The organism is Microbacterium sp. NPDC055442 (assembly GCF_053644215.1).
This window is the reverse complement of the sequence record NZ_JBSHLF010000002.1, coordinates 454,783-471,166: the sequence shown is the minus strand read 5'-3', so window position 1 is coordinate 471,166 and position 16,384 is coordinate 454,783. Positions and strand designations below refer to the sequence as shown.

At 67.7% G+C, this 16,384-nt stretch carries 17 protein-coding genes, 1 tRNA gene and 1 pseudogene; 15 read left to right on the top strand and 4 right to left on the bottom strand.

Annotated features, from left to right (window positions below; translation table 11 throughout):
• Positions 1-7: 7 nt before the first annotated feature.
• Positions 8-421: a nucleoside-diphosphate kinase gene (ndk, locus tag ACWIBS_RS06705; RefSeq protein WP_376127478.1), complete on the top strand. Its 414-nt coding sequence runs from the start codon at positions 8-10 to the stop codon at positions 419-421.
• A gap of 349 nt (positions 422-770) precedes the next feature.
• On the opposite strand, the gene ACWIBS_RS06700 is transcribed toward ndk, so the two are convergent.
• Entirely contained in the window at positions 771-1,391 is a 621-nt protein-coding gene (locus ACWIBS_RS06700; RefSeq protein WP_376127476.1) for a vitamin K epoxide reductase family protein, read from the bottom strand.
• A gap of 287 nt (positions 1,392-1,678) precedes the next feature.
• Here ACWIBS_RS06700 and ACWIBS_RS06695 point away from each other — a divergent pair, with 287 nt between their 5' ends.
• Positions 1,679-4,027, top strand: coding sequence for an Rne/Rng family ribonuclease (locus tag ACWIBS_RS06695; protein WP_376127474.1), 2,349 nt, complete (start codon positions 1,679-1,681; stop codon positions 4,025-4,027).
• Between the two features lie 8 nt (positions 4,028-4,035).
• On the opposite strand, the gene ACWIBS_RS06690 is transcribed toward ACWIBS_RS06695, so the two are convergent.
• Positions 4,036-4,308, bottom strand: a complete 273-nt coding sequence (locus ACWIBS_RS06690) for a DUF4031 domain-containing protein (protein ID WP_454136668.1) — start codon at positions 4,306-4,308, stop codon at positions 4,036-4,038.
• A 199-nt stretch (positions 4,309-4,507) separates the two neighbouring features.
• Between ACWIBS_RS06690 and rplU the strand changes: the two genes are divergently transcribed.
• The 10 genes from rplU (at position 4,508) to ACWIBS_RS06640 (ending at position 11,443) form a co-directional block, all read left to right on the top strand.
• Positions 4,508-4,816 (top strand): 50S ribosomal protein L21, encoded by a 309-nt coding sequence (rplU, locus tag ACWIBS_RS06685; protein WP_376128968.1) that lies wholly within the window; start codon positions 4,508-4,510, stop codon positions 4,814-4,816.
• 20 nt (positions 4,817-4,836) lie between these two features.
• Positions 4,837-5,100 (top strand): 50S ribosomal protein L27, encoded by a 264-nt coding sequence (gene rpmA / locus ACWIBS_RS06680; RefSeq protein ID WP_376128966.1) that lies wholly within the window; start codon positions 4,837-4,839, stop codon positions 5,098-5,100.
• 100 nt (positions 5,101-5,200) lie between these two features.
• A complete protein-coding gene (gene obgE, locus ACWIBS_RS06675; RefSeq protein WP_376128964.1) occupies positions 5,201-6,709 on the top strand; it encodes a GTPase ObgE in 1,509 nt (502 codons plus the stop codon).
• Positions 6,706-7,536, top strand: coding sequence for a glutamate 5-kinase (gene proB, locus ACWIBS_RS06670; RefSeq protein WP_376128962.1), 831 nt, complete (start codon positions 6,706-6,708; stop codon positions 7,534-7,536). Before obgE ends, proB begins: the two co-directional genes overlap by 4 nt.
• A gap of 4 nt (positions 7,537-7,540) precedes the next feature.
• On the top strand, positions 7,541-8,800 hold the full coding sequence (locus tag ACWIBS_RS06665) for a glutamate-5-semialdehyde dehydrogenase (protein ID WP_376128960.1): 1,260 nt from the start codon (positions 7,541-7,543) through the stop codon (positions 8,798-8,800).
• Positions 8,801-8,861: 61 nt separating this feature from the next.
• Positions 8,862-9,089, top strand: coding sequence for a hypothetical protein (locus ACWIBS_RS06660; protein ID WP_376128958.1), 228 nt, complete (start codon positions 8,862-8,864; stop codon positions 9,087-9,089).
• 12 nt (positions 9,090-9,101) lie between these two features.
• Entirely contained in the window at positions 9,102-9,698 is a 597-nt protein-coding gene (gene nadD, locus ACWIBS_RS06655; RefSeq protein ID WP_376128956.1) for a nicotinate-nucleotide adenylyltransferase, read from the top strand.
• The gene (locus ACWIBS_RS06650) at positions 9,695-10,921 is read left to right on the top strand and encodes a hypothetical protein (protein WP_376128955.1); all 1,227 of its coding nucleotides are present in this window, start codon (positions 9,695-9,697) and stop codon (positions 10,919-10,921) included. Before nadD ends, ACWIBS_RS06650 begins: the two co-directional genes overlap by 4 nt.
• Positions 10,921-11,298: a ribosome silencing factor gene (gene rsfS, locus ACWIBS_RS06645; protein ID WP_376128953.1), complete on the top strand. Its 378-nt coding sequence runs from the start codon at positions 10,921-10,923 to the stop codon at positions 11,296-11,298. Before ACWIBS_RS06650 ends, rsfS begins: the two co-directional genes overlap by 1 nt.
• A gap of 69 nt (positions 11,299-11,367) precedes the next feature.
• Positions 11,368-11,443: transfer RNA gene (locus tag ACWIBS_RS06640), tRNA-Ala, on the top strand.
• A 691-nt stretch (positions 11,444-12,134) separates the two neighbouring features.
• Here ACWIBS_RS06640 and ACWIBS_RS06635 read toward each other — a convergent pair.
• Together ACWIBS_RS06635 and ACWIBS_RS06630 are read right to left on the bottom strand one after the other, a co-directional pair.
• Positions 12,135-13,193 (bottom strand): annotated as a pseudogene (locus tag ACWIBS_RS06635) (recombinase family protein); the annotation flags it as partial.
• A gap of 97 nt (positions 13,194-13,290) precedes the next feature.
• Positions 13,291-13,803, bottom strand: a complete 513-nt coding sequence (locus tag ACWIBS_RS06630; RefSeq protein ID WP_376128952.1) for a hypothetical protein — start codon at positions 13,801-13,803, stop codon at positions 13,291-13,293.
• Here ACWIBS_RS06630 and ACWIBS_RS06625 point away from each other — a divergent pair.
• The 3 genes from ACWIBS_RS06625 (at position 13,793) to ACWIBS_RS06615 (ending at position 16,359) form a co-directional block, all read left to right on the top strand.
• The gene (locus ACWIBS_RS06625) at positions 13,793-14,065 is read left to right on the top strand and encodes a helix-turn-helix domain-containing protein (RefSeq protein ID WP_376128950.1); all 273 of its coding nucleotides are present in this window, start codon (positions 13,793-13,795) and stop codon (positions 14,063-14,065) included. The genes ACWIBS_RS06630 and ACWIBS_RS06625 overlap by 11 nt on opposite strands.
• Complete coding sequence (locus tag ACWIBS_RS06620) at positions 14,062-14,811, top strand: hypothetical protein (RefSeq protein ID WP_376128949.1); 750 nt, start codon at positions 14,062-14,064, stop codon at positions 14,809-14,811. Before ACWIBS_RS06625 ends, ACWIBS_RS06620 begins: the two co-directional genes overlap by 4 nt.
• 168 nt (positions 14,812-14,979) lie before the next feature.
• A complete protein-coding gene (locus ACWIBS_RS06615) occupies positions 14,980-16,359 on the top strand; it encodes an IS110 family RNA-guided transposase (protein ID WP_376128947.1) in 1,380 nt (459 codons plus the stop codon).
• The last annotated feature ends 25 nt before the right edge of the window (positions 16,360-16,384 follow it).

Below are 16,384 nucleotides of genomic sequence, written 5' to 3'. Positions count from 1 at the left end.
AACACGCATGACCACGGAAGAGACCCTCGTCCTCATCAAGCCGGACGGCGTTGCCCGCGGGCTCACCGGGGCGATCCTCGCCCGCATCGAGGCGAAGGGCTACGCCCTCGTCGACATCCGCCTCGTCGAGCCCGACCGCGCCCGTCTCGAGCGGCACTACGCCGAGCACGAGGGCAAGCCCTTCTACGAGCCGCTCCTGGACTTCATGATGTCGGGTCCGTCGGTCGCGATCCGTGTCGCCGGCAACCGCGTCATCGAGGGCTTCCGCTCGCTCGCCGGCACGACCGACCCGACGACGGCAGCCCCGGGAACCGTCCGCGGCGACTTCGGCCGCGACTGGGGCCTCAAGGTGCAGCAGAACCTCGTGCACGGCTCGGACAGCCCCGACTCCGCCGCGAGGGAACTCAGCATCTGGTTTTGATACGAGACGGATCAATGCTGCGCAGCAGCGTTGATGCGGCTCGTATCAAGATCGAGTAGCAGCGCGAAGCGCAGCGTATCGAGATCTCGCGTCCCGGGATCAATGCTGCGCAGCAGCGTTGATGCGGCTCGTATCAAGATCGAGTAGCAGCGCGGAGCGCAGCGTATCGAGATCTCGCGTCCCGGGATCAATGCTGCGCAGCAGCGTTGATGCGGCTCGTATCAAGATCGAGTAGCAGCGCGCATCTCGATACGCGCTTCGCGCTACTCGATGACCGGGGGTTTGCGGTCCGCGCTACTCGATGACCGGTCGGGGGCTTCGCGCTACTCGATGAGCGGGGTTTCGCGGATCAGAACAGCGAGTTCACAATGCTCACGACGGCATTCATCTCGATCTGCGCGAGCAGAAGCACGAGCGCATAGCTGAGGATCGTCGCCAGCGGCACCCACGCCATGAGCTTGTCCGCAGTCCGGCGCACGCCGGCCGGCACGGCGAGCACTCCCGAGCGCAGCACATGCAGCGTCACAACATAGAACGTCGGGATCGTGACGGCCCACGTGACCATGCACCACGGGCACAGGGTGTGCAGGTTCGGCGCGTAGATGCTCTGGCCGATGAGCCAGATGACGAAGCCGAAGGCGAACGCGGTGCCGGCCCAGAACAGCAGCCAGAACCATCGCGCGAAGCGTGCGCGGGCGAGGATCGCGACGCCGACGGCGATCGGTGCCACCCAGCAGGCGAGCCCCAGCAACGGGTTCGGAAAGCCGAAGATCCTGCCCTGCCACGCGTCGAGGTTGGCGCTGCACTGCACGAGCACCGAGATGTCGCAGGCGGCGGCTGCACCGGGATTGGCGAGGCCGTCGAGCTTCGCGAGGGTGAGCGAAAAGGCTGCCCACCACCCGATCGCGCCGGCGATGATGAGCCACACCGCGAGGACGGTCGGGCGCGTGTGGGTCTGAGACGGGGGCATGCCTCGGATTATCGCAAAGATGGCCTATGGGTGAGGCGTGGGCGGGCCATGAAAGTCTTCACACGTCGATGTGTGAGCATTCGGTCCGGGAAAGTGCGATAATGATGCGGATGCGCCGCGGCCGCGCCGCCACCGCATCATCGAAGACTTCAGGGCGATGACAGCCCTTCGCAGCCTGGGCGCACAGCCGGCTGCAGACCGAGTGAGTTCGCGGCACCGCAGGTGCGGCACCGCACGAGATTTCGCCGGGCGACGCGCGGTGTCGCCCCGCAGGGAGTACGCCAGTGATGGCTGATGACAGCACCTCAGAACACCCCGACGGCGACGAATCGAGCGCCCCGACGACGACGGAGACCGCTCCGCCTGACGTGACCGGCCTTCCGGTCGCACTCGAGGGGCCCGACATCGACGTGCCGACCGATGCCGAGCCGCCGCCCGCCGTCGTTGCGGCCGGTGACGACGCGGACCCCGCCAGCGAGGCGCCCACCGGCGACGCCGGCGCACCCGCGTCGGACGAGTCCGACGACGGGTCGGATTCGCCGGAGACCGGCGGCGCGGTCGCGGACGAGCCGGAGCAGTCCGGCCCCGTCACGGCCGTCTCGCTCGGCCTGCTGCCCGAGACCTTCGTCTCCGCGGTGTCGACGGCGCTGCACTTCTACGCGCCCGAGATCGTGCCTCTGCCGGCCCTGCCGGACGAGCGTCCGCACCACGACGACCAGTCGTCGTCGAGCTCCCGTCGGCGTGGGCGTCGCCGCGGGGGAGACCCGCGCGACGACGAGCAGGCCGAACACCCCGCGCCGCACCGTCAGCGTGCCGTCGAGCTCATCACCGAGCCTCAGCGCATCAAGGGTTCCACCCGTCTCGAAGCGAAGAAGCAGCGTCGTCGTGACGGCCGCGAAGCGGGTCGCCGCCGCGCGGTCGTGACCGAGGCCGAGTTCCTCGCCCGCCGCGAGGCGGTCGACCGCGAGATGATCGTGCGATCGAAGAACGGCCGCGTGCAGATCGCGGTGCTCGAGGACAACGTGCTCGTCGAGCACTATGTCGCGCGCAACCAGGACGCATCCCTCATCGGCAACGTCTACCTCGGTCGCGTGCAGAACGTGCTGCCGAGCATGGAAGCGGCATTCGTCGACATCGGTCGCGGACGCAACGCCGTGCTGTACTCGGGCGAGGTCGACTGGGATGCCGTCGAGACCGGCAACCAGCCGCGCCGTATCGAGCTCGCGCTCAAGAGCGGCGACAAGGTTCTCGTGCAGGTCACGAAGGACCCCGTGGGCCACAAGGGCGCACGCCTCACGAGCCAGATCTCGCTGCCCGGCCGCTACCTCGTGTACGTTCCCGGCGGCGCGATGAACGGCATCTCGCGCAAGCTGCCCGACACCGAGCGGGCCCGCCTGAAGAAGATCCTCAAGGAAGTCCTGCCGGAGTCCTCGGGCGTGATCGTGCGCACGGCGGCCGAGGGAGCGACCGAAGAGCAGCTCACCCGCGACGTGCAGCGCCTCACGAACCAGTGGGAGCACGTCTCACGGCAGATCGATTCGATCCAGGCGCCGGCCCTGCTGCATTCGGAGCCCGATCTGCTGGTGAAGATCGTCCGCGACGTCTTCAACGAGGACTTCACGCGCATGCTCATCCAGGGCGATGAGGCGTACGCGACGATCACGAAGTACCTCGAGTCGGTCGCACCCGACCTGCTCGACCGTGTCGAGGCGTACGAAGACGATGTCGATCCGTTCGACGCGCACCGCATCACCGAGCAGATCGAGAAGGCTCTCGATCGCAAGGTGTGGCTGCCGTCGGGCGGATCTCTCGTCATCGACCGCACCGAGGCGATGACGGTCGTCGACGTCAACACCGGAAAGTTCGTCGGCTCGGGCGGCAACCTCGAAGAGACCGTCACGAAGAACAACCTCGAAGCCGCCGAAGAGATCGTCCGTCAGCTGCGCTTGCGCGACATCGGCGGCATCATCGTGATCGACTTCATCGACATGGTGCTCGAATCCAACCGCGACCTCGTCCTGCGCCGTCTCGTCGAGTGCCTGAGTCGCGACCGCACGAAGCACCAGGTGGCCGAGGTCACGTCGCTCGGCCTCGTGCAGATGACGCGCAAGAAGCTGGGCCTCGGACTGCTGGAGACTTTCAGCGAGGCGTGCGATGTGTGCGCCGGTCGCGGCGTCATCGTGCACCACGACCCCGTCGTCAAGCACCGCGGCACGACAGGCGGCGCATCGGGCGGACGTCGCTCGCGCGGCGGCTCGAACCCGCCGGCCGGTTCGAACGGCACGCATGTCATCACGGAAGGCGCGAAGTCCGCGCTCGCGCAGATCGCGGCGTCGACGATCCATCACCCCGACGAGCCGGCCGAACAGGCGCCGATCGTGGAGGCTCCCGTCGAGCGGCCGAAGAAGCAGCGCAAGAAGCGGCAGGACTCCGCCGCCAAGAACGCGGGCCCCGCAAAGAACGCCAACGCGTCCAAGACCGAGAAGGACCTTCTTCTCGATTCGGTTCTGAGTGCGCTTCCCGAGCCCAAGGCTCCGGGACAGGGACGGTCACGCCGTCGTGTCACGACGGCTGCGCTGACGGGGACTCCCGTCGCGCCGACGACAGCGCCCGCGAAGCCCGCGTCAGAGGACTGAGCCGTGTGTCACAGCCCGCGCCGCTCGCGGGCTGTGACACGCAGGCCCGACGCGATCAGGCGCCGCACCAGTTCGTGACCGCCGACGTGCTCGGCACCCGCGGCGACGAGCCGGGCATGGCTTTCGGCGGGCACGTCGTAGTGGTCGAGGTCGAATCCGCGGCGCGGGATGCCGTTCGCCGCGGCGAACTCGTGCAGTTCCGTCAGATCGGCGTCGCTCACCAGATGCGCCCACAGCCTCCCGTGAGCGGGCCAGACCGGGTCATCGAGGAGGATCGCCACGTCGAGAGCCTAAGCGCGACAGGCCGGAAGGCCGCGCTTTTGCGGCAGATCGCGGCATCCGGTAAAGTATCCCTTTGGTGCGTCCCATGTCGCACGCCTCCCGGCGTGCTTCGACAGCTCGGCCGCGGCTCAGCAGTCCGCACCAAGACTTTCCAGTCTCAATCGGAGCATCGTGCTCCCAGACGAAATCAGGTGTGAAGTGGTTTACGCAGTTGTGCGAGCCGGTGGCCGGCAGGAGAAGGTGGAGGTCGGCACGATCGTCGTCCTCGACCGTCAGGCTGCCTCGATCGGCGACAAGATCGAACTTCCGGCCGTCCTCCTCGTCGACGGCGATGCCGTGACGAGCGACGCCGACAAGCTCGCCAAGGTCACGGTCACGGCCGAGGTTCTCGGTGAGCTTCGCGGACCGAAGATCGTCATCCAGAAGTTCAAGAACAAGACCGGCTACAAGAAGCGCCAGGGCCACCGTCAGGACCTCACGCGCGTCAAGATCACCGGCATCAAGTAAGTCCAGGAAGAGACGCAGAGATGGCACACAAAAAGGGCGCAAGCTCCACCCGCAACGGTCGTGACTCCAACGCACAGCGCCTCGGCGTGAAGCGCTTCGGCGGCCAGACCGTCAACGCCGGCGAGATCCTCGTCCGCCAGCGCGGCACGCACTTCCACCCCGGCGCAGGCGTCGGTCGCGGTGGTGACGACACGCTGTTCGCCCTCGAGGCAGGCGCGGTCCAGTTCGGTCAGAAGGGCGGCCGCAAGGTCGTCAACATCGTCGCCGCCGCAGCGGCGGAGTGACCTCGGCAGGTTTCGGCTACCGACGGTAGTAGACCTTCAGCGAAAGGGGCGGGCTCTGGCTCGCCCCTTTTCGCATACCTCAGACAGATAGGAGACGCAGATGGTCACGTTCGTGGATCGAGTGACGCTGCACCTGCGCGCCGGCAAGGGCGGCAACGGCTGCGTCTCGGTACGTCGCGAGAAGTTCAAGCCACTGGCCGGACCCGACGGCGGCAACGGCGGTCAGGGCGGAGACATCGTCCTCGTCGCCGACCCGCAAGTCACGACGCTGCTGTCGTACCACCACTCGCCGCACCGTTCCGGTGGCAACGGCGGCTTCGGCATGGGCGACAACCGCTCCGGTGCCGCCGGCGAACCCGTCGAGCTGCTGGTCCCGGTCGGCACGGTCGTGAAGGATGGCACGGGCGAGCCGCTCGTCGACATGATCGAGCCGGGCATGCGCTTCGTCGTGGCCCCTGGTGGGCTCGGCGGCCTCGGCAATGCGGCACTGGCCTCGCCCAAGCGAAAGGCCCCCGGCTTCGCGCTGCTGGGCACCCCCGGCTGGGAGGGCGATGTCCAGCTCGAGCTCAAGACGGTCGCCGATGTGGCGCTCGTCGGCTTCCCGTCGGCGGGCAAGTCGAGCCTGATCGCCGCGGTATCGGCAGCGCGGCCCAAGATCGCGGACTACCCGTTCACGACGCTGCATCCCAATCTCGGTGTCGTGCAGGCGGGCGACATGCGCTACACCGTCGCCGACGTGCCCGGTCTCATCGAGGGGGCGAGCGAGGGCAAGGGCCTGGGCCTGGAGTTCCTGCGCCACGTCGAGCGCTGCACGGCGCTCGTGCACGTGCTGGACTGCGCGACGCTCGACCCCGGTCGTGACCCGCTCAGCGACCTCGACGTGATCCTCGAAGAACTCGCCGCGTATCCCGTGCCCGACGGGCAGACTCCGTTGCTCGATCGGCCTCAGCTCGTCGCTCTGAACAAGATCGACGTGCCCGAGGCCAGGGATCTGGCAGCGCTCGTGCGGCCCGAGCTCGAAGAGCGCGGCTTCCGCGTCTTCGACATCTCGACCGTCAGCCACGAGGGCCTGCGGCCGCTCACCTTCGCGCTCGGCGAGATCATCGCGCAGCACCGCGCCGAACTGGCCGCCGTGCCGGTCCCCGAGCGCATCGTGATCCGCCCCAAGGGCGCCGTCAAGGAGTTCGTCGTCCGCGTCGAAGGCGGCACGTACGGCAACGTCTACCGCATCCTGGGAGAGAAGCCCGTCAAGTGGGTGCAGCAGACCGACTTCCAGAACGAAGAGGCCGTCGGCTATCTCGCCGACCGGCTCGATCGACTCGGTGTCGAGGACGAGCTCTTCCGTGCGGGTGCGACACCCGGTGCGACGGTCGTGATCGGCGAGGGCGACGGCGTCGTCTTCGACTGGCAGCCGTCGCTCAGTTCGGCCGCCGAGCTCATGACGGCTCCCCGCGGCATGGATCCGCGTCTCGACGACAACGCACGGCGCACGACCGCTCAGCGTCGCGAGCGCTACCACGAGCGCATGGACGCGAAGGCGGCCGCCCGGGCCGAGCTCGACGCGGAACGGATCGCAGATCGGCAGCGTGACACCGGAGAAGCCGAATGACCGCACGCGAGCGCGCGGACATCCCCGGTGCACGACGTGTCATCGTGAAGGTCGGCTCGTCGTCGATCAGCGGCGCGCACGCGTCACGCATCCAACCCCTCGTCGCCGCTCTCGCGAAAGCGCACGGCCGCGGCACCGAGGTCGTCCTCGTCTCGTCGGGTGCGATCGCGACCGGCATGCCGTTCCTCTCGATCGAGGAACGTCCGAGTGACCTCGCGACGCAGCAGGCGGCGGCCGCGGTCGGCCAGAACGTCCTGATCTATCGCTATCAGCAGGCGCTGCACCCGTTCGGCATCGTCGCGGGACAGGTGCTGCTCACGGCGGGAGACCTCGAGAACCCCACGCCGCGTTCGAATGCGCGCCGAGCCATGGAACGACTGCTCGGCCTGCGCATCCTGCCCGTCGTCAACGAGAACGACACGGTCGCCACGCAGGAGATCCGCTTCGGCGACAACGACCGGCTCGCGGCCCTGGTCGCCGACCTCATCGGAGCCGATGCGCTCGTGCTGCTCAGCGACATCGAATGCCTGTATACGCGCCCGCCCGACGAGCCCGGCGCCCGCCCGATCGACCGTGTCGCCTTCGGCGAGGACCTCGGCGGCTTCGAGTTCGGCTCCACCGTCGTCAACAGTGTCGGAACGGGCGGTGCGGCGACCAAGGTCTCGGCCGCACGCCGGGCCGCGGCATCCGGGATCGGCGTCCTCGTGACCCGCACCGATCTCGTCGACCGCGCCCTCGCGGGCGATGCGGTCGGCACCTGGTTCGACCCCAACCCCGACCCCGTCGCGCCCGTCGCCACGGGCCCCGTCCGCACGTCGATAGGCTGAGCGGATGACGACCACCGCCGCGACGGCGCGCGATCGGATGCTGCGCGCCAAAGACGCCTCACGCTCCATCGCGCTGCTGAGCGATGAGAGCAAGCGCGCGGCGCTGCTCGCGATCGCCGACGGCATCGACTCCGCGGCATCCACCGTCATCGCCGCCAACGCGCAGGACATCGAGCGCGGACGCGCCGGGGGACTGTCGACGGCACTGCAGGACCGCCTCACGCTCGATCAGGCCCGCGTCTCGGCGCTCGCGGACGCGGTGCGCGAGATCGCGGAGCTGCCCGACCCGGTGGGCAGGATCCTCGACGAGCGCACGCTGGCCAACGGCGTCGCGCTGACGAAGGTGACGGTGCCGTTCGGCGTCGTGGGCGCCATCTACGAGGCGCGCCCCAACGTCACGGTGGACATCGCCGCGCTCGCCCTGCGCTCGGGCAACGCCGTCGTCCTGCGCGGCGGCACCGCCGCTGAGCGCACGAACGCCGAACTCGTGCGGGTCATGCGCGCCGCGCTCGGCGAGCAGGGGCTCGACCCCGAGGCCATCCAGACCGTCGACGAGTTCGGCCGGGACGGCGCCCGCGACCTCATGCAGGCGCGCGGCCTCGTCGACGTGCTCGTGCCGCGCGGCAGCGCTCAGCTCATCGAGACCGTCGTGACCGAATCGACCGTGCCCGTCATCGAGACAGGAGCCGGCGTCGTCCACATCGTGCTCGATGCCTCGGCGCCCCTGGATTGGGCGCGCGACATCGTCGTGAACGCCAAGGTGCAGCGGCCGAGCGTGTGCAACGCGGTCGAGACGGTGCTCGTGCACCGCGCCGCCGCCGACCGCGTCGTGGCACCTCTCGTCGCCGCCCTGCGCGAGCACGGCGTCGTCGTGCACGGTGACGAGGAGGTCGGCGCACGGGCATCCGATGTCGTTCCGGCGGCGGACGAGGACTGGTCGACGGAGTACCTGAGTCTCGACGTCTCGATGCGGATCGTCGACGACCTCGACGCCGCGCTCGCGCACATCCGGCAGTATTCGACGCATCACACCGAGTCGATCATCACGACCGACGAGGCCAACGCGGAGCGCTTCCTCGCCGAGGTCGACTCCGCCGTCGTCATGGCCAACGCCTCGACGCGGTTCACCGACGGGGGCGAATTCGGCTTCGGCGCCGAGGTCGGCATCTCGACGCAGAAACTCCACGCACGCGGCCCCATGGGCCTCGCAGAACTGACGAGCTCGAAGTGGCTCGCGCGCGGCTCAGGACAAGTACGCGCCTGACCGCCTAAACTGGAGCCGCGCTGTGCCACAGGCGCGGAGACACCCTCGAAACGGAGCCGGAATGACCATCGCCACGCTGCTCGCCTTTGCCGCCGAAGAGGCGGACCACGGGAACGTGGCCCTCGAGACCGTCGGGTACGGCATCGTCTCGATCGTCGTCTTCGCCTCGCTCGGTCTGGTGACCCTCTCGTACCGCAACGTGGCGAACCGTCACTCCGCCAAGGCCGCCGCGTACGCGAAGGCGCACGCCGACGACGTCCAGCACGCAGGGCACGGACACGGCCACTGAGGCCGAAACCGCATGACGGTTGCGCGCCCCCCGCGGATCGGGGTCATGGGCGGGACGTTCGATCCCATCCACCACGGACACCTCGTCGCCGCGAGCGAGGTCGCGCAGTCATTCGATCTCGATGAGGTCGTCTTCGTTCCCACGGGACACCCGTGGCAGAAGGAAGGCGTCACGCACGGCGAGGACCGCTATCTGATGACCGTCATCGCGACGGCGTCGAATCCGCGCTTCACCGTGAGCCGCGTCGACATCGACCGCGACGGACCGACCTACACGATCGACACGCTGCGGGAGCTGCAGGCCGAGCGTCCCGGAGCCGAGCTCTTCTTCATCACCGGCGCCGACGCCATAGCGCAGATTCTCAGTTGGAGGGACCATGATGAACTGTGGGATCTCGCCCACTTCGTCGCGGTCTCCCGCCCCGGCCACGTCCTGACCACCGACGGACTCCCGACCGACGGCGTCAGTCAGCTCGAGATCCCGGCCCTCTCGATCTCGTCGACGGACTGCCGGGAACGCGTGCGGAGCGGGAATCCCGTGTGGTACCTCGTTCCCGACGGGGTCGTCCAATACATTGCAAAGCACCACCTGTACCGGAGCGAGGCATGAGCACACCCGAGCAGCCGAACACCCCTCCGCTGACCCGCAAGCAGCTGCGCGAAATGCGCAACACGGGGGCGACGCCCATCGTGACGACGGATGCTGCACCAGCGGAGCCCGCCGAATCGATTCCGGTCGCACCCGCACCGCTTCCGCGGCCCGCGGAGCCGGTCGCGGTGCCCGCGCCGCCCGTCGACGATTCGTCGGTCGACCTCGACGCCGTACCGCTGACCCGGCGCCAGGCGCGCCAGCAGGAGCGGATCCGCACGGCTTCGGTGCCCGTCATCACGCCCGAGCTCGCGGCCGCCCACGCGGCATCCATCGCTGCCGTTGCACCCATCTCGACCGTGCCGCAGAGCGACGAGCGCGCAGATGACGACGTCGACGCGCTGCGCAGCATGTTCGCGCCCGCCGACGAGCACGAGGCGGACGACGTCGTCGAGGCCGAGTCAGAGGTGGTCGTCGAGGCCGAATCGGAGGACGTCGTCGAGGCCGAATCGGAGGATGTCGTCGAGGCGGAGCCCGGCGATGGCACCGCTGACGACGTCGCATCCGACCTCGTCGCGTCCGAGGTGGACGACAGCGGCGATCTCACCGACGACTCGGTGGAGATCGACGACCAGATCGACGAAGTCGCACCCGCTGACGTCGCCGAGAGCGACGTCGAAGCCGAGCCCGAAGCCGATGTCGAGGGCGCGCAGGCCGAAGCCAGCTCGCGTGAGGACACGACCGCCGAGCGCATCGTCAATCCTGCACTCGGCGCGGGTGTGATCGCCGGCGAACCCGTGCAGCTCGATCTTCCCCCGTCGTTCGATCAGCTTCTCGCGCGCGGAGCGACCGGCGCCGTGGGCACACCCAACGCCCTGATCCTGTCGCAGACGACGGGGGAGCTGCCCATGGTCGCGCCCGTCACCGCGACGGGTGACGTGCTCGTCACGGGCACCTTCACACTCCCCGAGGGCCTCGGCTCGACGGGGCATGCGCGCGGCACGACCGACGGCAAAGAGCTCGACGCCGTCCTTCTCGACGGCGAACTGCCGGCGCACTCGTCGCCGACGCCGATCGCCGCGAGCGCGGCCGTCAGCACCATCAAGCCTGCCGGCGAAGTCATCCGGCCTCCCGTACCCGAGAAGGGCAGCCGCCTCATGATGTGGCTCGCGATCACGGCGGGCGTGCTCTTCGCCGCCGTCGCCGGGCTCCTCATCGTCGCCGTCCTGACGGGGCTACTGTGATGGCCGCGGGTGCGCAGTCGCACGAGATGCTCGCGGTCGCCGCTGCTGCGGCCGATGCGAAGGGAGGCGAGGACCTCGTCGCGATCGATGTGTCGCAGCCGCTCCCGCTCGTCGATGTCTTCCTCCTCGTGACCGGACGCAACGAGCGGAACGTCGCTGCGATCGCCGACGAGATCGAGGACAAGCTGCTCGAGGCCGGTCACAAGCGGCTGCGCCGCGAGGGCCGCCAGGAGTCCCGCTGGGTGCTGCTGGACTTCGGTGATCTCGTGGTGCACGTCTTCCACGAGCAGGAGCGCGTGTTCTACGGTCTGGAACGTCTGTGGAAGGACTGCCCGGTGGTTCCCGTCGCGCTGCCGAAGCCCCAAACGGGCGAGTGACGCGGTCAGAAGACACCTCCGCCGTGTAGTAGCATTGTCGAGTTGCCTGGAGCGATCGAGGCAGTGTCAGGGCCTGTGGCGCAGCTGGTAGCGCACCTGCATGGCATGCAGGGGGTCAGGGGTTCGAGTCCCCTCAGGTCCACCATGATGCTCTTACTCGAACCCTCGACAAGAGCAATGAGATTATCGGACATTGTGTCCAGGGAGAGCCCGCCGGTTTCGGCGGGCTCTTTCGTTTTCCCCGTGCTGTCGGGGATTCCGGTGGTTGACTGCGCGCGCCGTGCGTCGTGGACCAGTGCTCGGCTGGCTGGGCTGTAGATGATGTCGAATGGCGTTGCGCAGGTCGCTTCCAGCTGGTGCTGGCCGTTGTCGTCGGTGGTGACGAGGATCTTGTCGAAGAGGAGCTGATTGAGCATGCGGCGGATGTGCTCGGGGGCTTGCCGGTAAGTGCTTCCGGCGTGTTGGGCGATGTCCAGCGCGATCGCAATGAGTTCGTCGGCTTCTGTGAGGTCGGCGGTGAGGTTGCTGAGGCTGCGGTTCGTGGCGGCAAGTTCCATGTCGAGGCGTCGTTGCTCGGTGCGGAGCATGTCGATCGGGATCGCGTCGTTGTAGTGAGCTTCGAGGAGCTTGCGTTGGCGGCGCTCGATGGTCTGCTTCGTGGCCTCGAGCTGTTCCCGCTCGGTATCGGTGTCGGTGCGCAGCAGTGTGATGCCGTGGCGGAGGAGTTGTTCGAGGTCGCGGCGGAAGTCGGGTGTGAGGCTGATGCGGTCGTAGAGGTCTTGGATGAGGTCTTCGGCATGTTCGATCTGGATCGATCGGAGGGTGCAGTCGGTGCGCTTGGAGTGTCTGCCGAGGCAGGAGTAGTACGGGTACGTCTCACCGTGACGGTTTTTCACGACCTGCACGACCATGCGGAAGCCGCAGTGCCCGCAGTGCAGGGTCGACTTCAGGTAGTGGTCGTGCTTGATGGAGCGTTCGCCGTTGATCTTCTCCTTCAGGATCGTCTGGACTTTCTCGAAGGTTTCGCGGTCGATGAGTGGCGTGTGGCTGCCGGGGTACTCGGCACCCTTGAACGTGGTGACGCCGGTGTAGTAGCTGTTGGTGAGCATTGAGTGCACGTGGCGGACCTCGACGGGCTTCTCAATCAGGCGTGCGGTGGGCACGGTTGTCAGGCCTCGGCGGACGAGTTCGGCGGTGAGGGTACGGATGGAGTGCTCGCCGGTCGCGTAAGCCGTGAACGCCCAGGCGACCAGGGGCGCGCGGCTGTCATCGACGGTGACGATGCGGTTCTCGCGTCCGTTCTCGATCGTGCGGGTGTTGAGGTAGCCGATGGGTGCTCGGCTGACGGATCCGCCGTTCTTCACTTTCTCGCTCATACCTTTGACGACTTCGTTGGCGAGGTTGCGGGAGTAGAACTCGGCCATCGAACTCATGATGCCGTGCAGCAGGATCCCGCCAGGGGTCTGGTCGATGTTCTCGCTGGTGGAGATGAGGCGGATGCCGAGCTCGTTGAAGCGCTGGTTGAGTGTGACGTCGTCGGCGCGGTTGCGTGCGAGACGGTCGAGCTTGTGCACGATGACGTAGTCGATGTTGCCCTGCTCTGCTTCGAGGTAGCGGAGCATCTCTTGCAGCGCGGGACGGTTGGTCGAGGTGCCCGAGACGCCGCGTTCGACGAACTCTTTGACGACCATAGCGCCAACAGCTTGCGCTTTCTTCTTGTTCGCGTCGCGCTGCGCGGGGATCGAGAACCCTTCTTCTCGGCCGCCGCGTTCGGCCTGCTCGCGGGTCGAGACGCGCAGATACGAGACGGCCCGCTTCGGGGTGAAGCTCTGGGTGAGTGCCGCGAACGGGTCGGCGGCGGGTAGCGGGCTGGCGGCGTGTGGAGTTGTGGTCATGTTTCCATTGACGCTCTCTTGCCCGATTGAGTCCAGTGTGAAATGTTCCTCCTGGTCAAGGTTTTCCACAGGACGCTGATGCGTGTCGGGGTCAGGGCTATGCGATGAAGACATGTACTTCGCCTCCTCGCTCGTGGAACTCGAAGTCGCCGCGCAGATGCTCGAGCATCGCGGCGCGGTCGAAGACGAGGATGTCGTTCGGGATCGCCCATTCGCGGGCGGCGTGGTCGCGGGCGTCGGCCCAGCCGAGGCTTTCGATGAAGTCGTCGATGAACTGCTCGATACGTTCATACGACGCCCAGTGCAGGTTGCTGAAGTCCGCTTCCATGTCGGTGATCGCTTCGACGCCGTTCCATACATGGTCGAGGTAAACGTCGAAGGCTGTGCCGTGTTCACGGCGGAGCCGGTCCAGCTGGCGGGCTTCGTGCCGCGTGGTCGGTTCAGGCGGTGCGCGTCGTTCGGGGGTCCTCGGTGAGGTTGTTCTGTTTTCGGCGTTGTCGCGCGTCAGACTATGTGGCAGGGCTGTTAGTTGAGTCCTGAACGGAGAGTCCGACATGGGAAGACCACCAGTGATTCCGGTGGAGAAGAAGACGAGGATCGTGCTCAGCATCCTCGCTGGCGAGATCACTATCGCTGAGGCCGCGCGCCGCGAGAAGGTGTCTGAGCAGTCGATCGGCAGGTGGAAGGCCGACTTCCTCGAAGCGGGGAAGACCGGGCTCGCGGCGGGCAAGTCCGGGCCGTCGACGCGGGAACAGCAGCTCGAGGCCGAGGTCGCGGACCTCACCCAGGCCCTCGGTGAGGCCGCGGTCGAGATCCGCGTGTGGAAGAAGTCCGCGGAGGGCCGCTTGGGCCCTTCGAAGACCTCGAGGTGATCCGCATCGAGGCGGGCATGTCGACTTCGAGGTTCGTGGAGCTGATCGACATGCCCGAACGGACCTGGCGGCGCTGGCAGGCCAAGGCGCGCCAGGAGCAGCCGCCGAAAGGGCCGTGGCCGCAGCCGGCGAGGGACGCTGCCCGCCCTCTGGTGACCAAGCACGCGTTGGCGAAGCCTGCGTGGGGTCACCGGAAGATCTGGGCGCTGACTCGTCACGACGGTCACAAGGTGTCGCAGGCGACCGTGCTGCGGTTGCTGCGCGATGACGGGCTGATCCTGCCGTCGGAGTATCAGAAGCAGCGCCGCGAACTGGCGAAGGATCGGAAGGCGGCGTTCGCGAAGAACCCGACAGGCCCGAACCAGGTCTGGCAGTTGGACTTCAGCGAGTTCGAGACCACGCAGGGCGGGACGTGGCGGATCGCGGGGTGCCGGGACTGGTACTCGAAGCTCGAGCACCCGTTCCATACCTCACCCACCGGGAACCAGTACGACGCGATCGCCGCGATCGAGCTTGCCCTCGCCGACTACGAGCACATGTTCGGGCACCCGCTCGTCGACACCTGCCCCGTCGATACCGAGACCGGTGAGCTGCTGCCGGTGGTGACGATCGTCACAGACATTCAAGCTGGGTGGGCAGCATTCGAGCAGGTTCGTCGGCCGGCGGGCATGATCGATGTTGTCCGGCACCTGCCCGCCGTCGTTTCATCACCGAGTGGAGCGCATCGGCGACTTCTTGCCTGTTGATCGCGTTGGCGGGTGGGGCCACTGCCGGAGCTCGAGATGCCCTGTTAGGAACCCGGAGACCTCGCCGCCACCGGTCGAGGATCCCTGTTAGCGAATGTCCGGTGCGGATCGACTCCCTCGCGCAGCACGGCCGCCGGCCACGGGATGAACAACGCGAAGGAGTCTCAGATGATCGTCCGAATCGGCGTGGACATCGCCGGCCGCGCCCCGCATCAAGCCACGCTTGCCGACGAACACGGTGACCTGCTGTGGTCCGGTTATCGGTTTCGCACCAGCCCTGCCGATCTTGAGCAGCTGTGGTCGAAACTGCCGGCGAGCGTCACCGCGGAAGACGTGACCGTGGTGATGGAGCCCACCCGCAACGCCTGGGTCCCGTTGGCGGCCTGGTTCCGCCGCCGCGGCGCGACTGTGGTGCTCGTGCCTGCGGAACGATCCGCGGATCTGCGTGCGTACTACGCGAAGCACACCAAGAGCGACCGCCTCGACTCGGTGCTGCTCGCACGGCTGCCGTTGCTGCACCCCGAGGGGCTCTACGCAGAGCGGGGCCTGGGCCCGGGCGACCCGCTGCGGCGGGCCACGAAACTGCACTCCACCCTGGTCAAGCGACGCACCACCAGCATCGCCCGCCTTGACGCCCTGCTCGAGATCCTCGGGCCCGACTGGCACGGAGCGTTCAGCGGCGACCTGTCGAACAAAACCCCGCTGCTGTTCCTTGCCGCAGGCTACGGGGACCCGATCGCGGTGCGGCGGCTGGGACGAGCACGACTGGTCAGGTTCCTCGGCCGTCACTCGCGCGGAGCATGGGGAGAAGCCGTTGCTGACATGATCCTCGCCGCCGCGGCGGCATCACGCGAGCTTTGGGGCGAAGACCTGGAGTTCGCTGAACTCGCCGAGGACATCGCCGTCGAAGCGAGACTCGCATTGCGGATCACGGAAGAACTCAAGGAGGTCGATGACCGTATCGACGCACTCGTCAGGGAACGCGACCCGCGCGGCATCATCACCTCAGCGCCCGGCGTCGGACCCGTCACCGGCGCCGTCATCCTCGGCAGGCTCGGCGACCCGGGCCGGTTCCGTTCCCTCGCCGCCGTGCGCTCCTTCAGCGGCCTGGTCCCCTCGCTCGACTCATCAGGCATCTCCGGCCGCCACGGCGGCCCCACCAAACACGGAGACGCTCTGCTCCGAGAGGCTCTGTTCATCAGCGCAGACCAAGCCCGCAGACAGGACCCGACCCTCGCCGCGAAATACCACCGACTCATGGTCGAGACCGGCAAGCACCACAACACCGCGATCTGTCACATCGCCGCGACCCTGCTCACCCGGATCGCGTCCTGCTGGAACGCGAACACGCCCTACGAGCTGCGGGACATCGACGGCGCCGCCGTCACCCTCGACCAGGGTCGCGCGATCATCCGAGCCCGATACACCGTCCCCGAATCCCTGCGCCGCGCCCGCACCACAACAAGAACGAGCCGGCGAAGCAAGGAGTCGCAACGCGCTCCATCAACCGGCCCGTCCCACCCACAGGCTACCCACCCCGCCGCTTGACATCGCTTAGGAACTCAACGGCGGA

Coding starts and splice junctions, on each gene's coding strand:
- ndk (WP_376127478.1), top strand. CDS start 8: ATGACCACGGAAGAGACCCTCGTCCTCATCAAGCCGGACGGCGTTGCC.
- ACWIBS_RS06700 (WP_376127476.1), bottom strand. CDS start 1,391: ATGCCCCCGTCTCAGACCCACACGCGCCCGACCGTCCTCGCGGTGTGG.
- ACWIBS_RS06695 (WP_376127474.1), top strand. CDS start 1,679: ATGGCTGATGACAGCACCTCAGAACACCCCGACGGCGACGAATCGAGC.
- rpmA (WP_376128966.1), top strand. CDS start 4,837: ATGGCACACAAAAAGGGCGCAAGCTCCACCCGCAACGGTCGTGACTCC.
- obgE (WP_376128964.1), top strand. CDS start 5,201: ATGGTCACGTTCGTGGATCGAGTGACGCTGCACCTGCGCGCCGGCAAG.
- proB (WP_376128962.1), top strand. CDS start 6,706: ATGACCGCACGCGAGCGCGCGGACATCCCCGGTGCACGACGTGTCATC.
- ACWIBS_RS06665 (WP_376128960.1), top strand. CDS start 7,541: ATGACGACCACCGCCGCGACGGCGCGCGATCGGATGCTGCGCGCCAAA.
- ACWIBS_RS06660 (WP_376128958.1), top strand. CDS start 8,862: ATGACCATCGCCACGCTGCTCGCCTTTGCCGCCGAAGAGGCGGACCAC.
- nadD (WP_376128956.1), top strand. CDS start 9,102: ATGACGGTTGCGCGCCCCCCGCGGATCGGGGTCATGGGCGGGACGTTC.
- ACWIBS_RS06650 (WP_376128955.1), top strand. CDS start 9,695: ATGAGCACACCCGAGCAGCCGAACACCCCTCCGCTGACCCGCAAGCAG.
- rsfS (WP_376128953.1), top strand. CDS start 10,921: ATGGCCGCGGGTGCGCAGTCGCACGAGATGCTCGCGGTCGCCGCTGCT.
- ACWIBS_RS06630 (WP_376128952.1), bottom strand. CDS start 13,803: ATGCTGAGCACGATCCTCGTCTTCTTCTCCACCGGAATCACTGGTGGT.
- ACWIBS_RS06615 (WP_376128947.1), top strand. CDS start 14,980: ATGATCGTCCGAATCGGCGTGGACATCGCCGGCCGCGCCCCGCATCAA.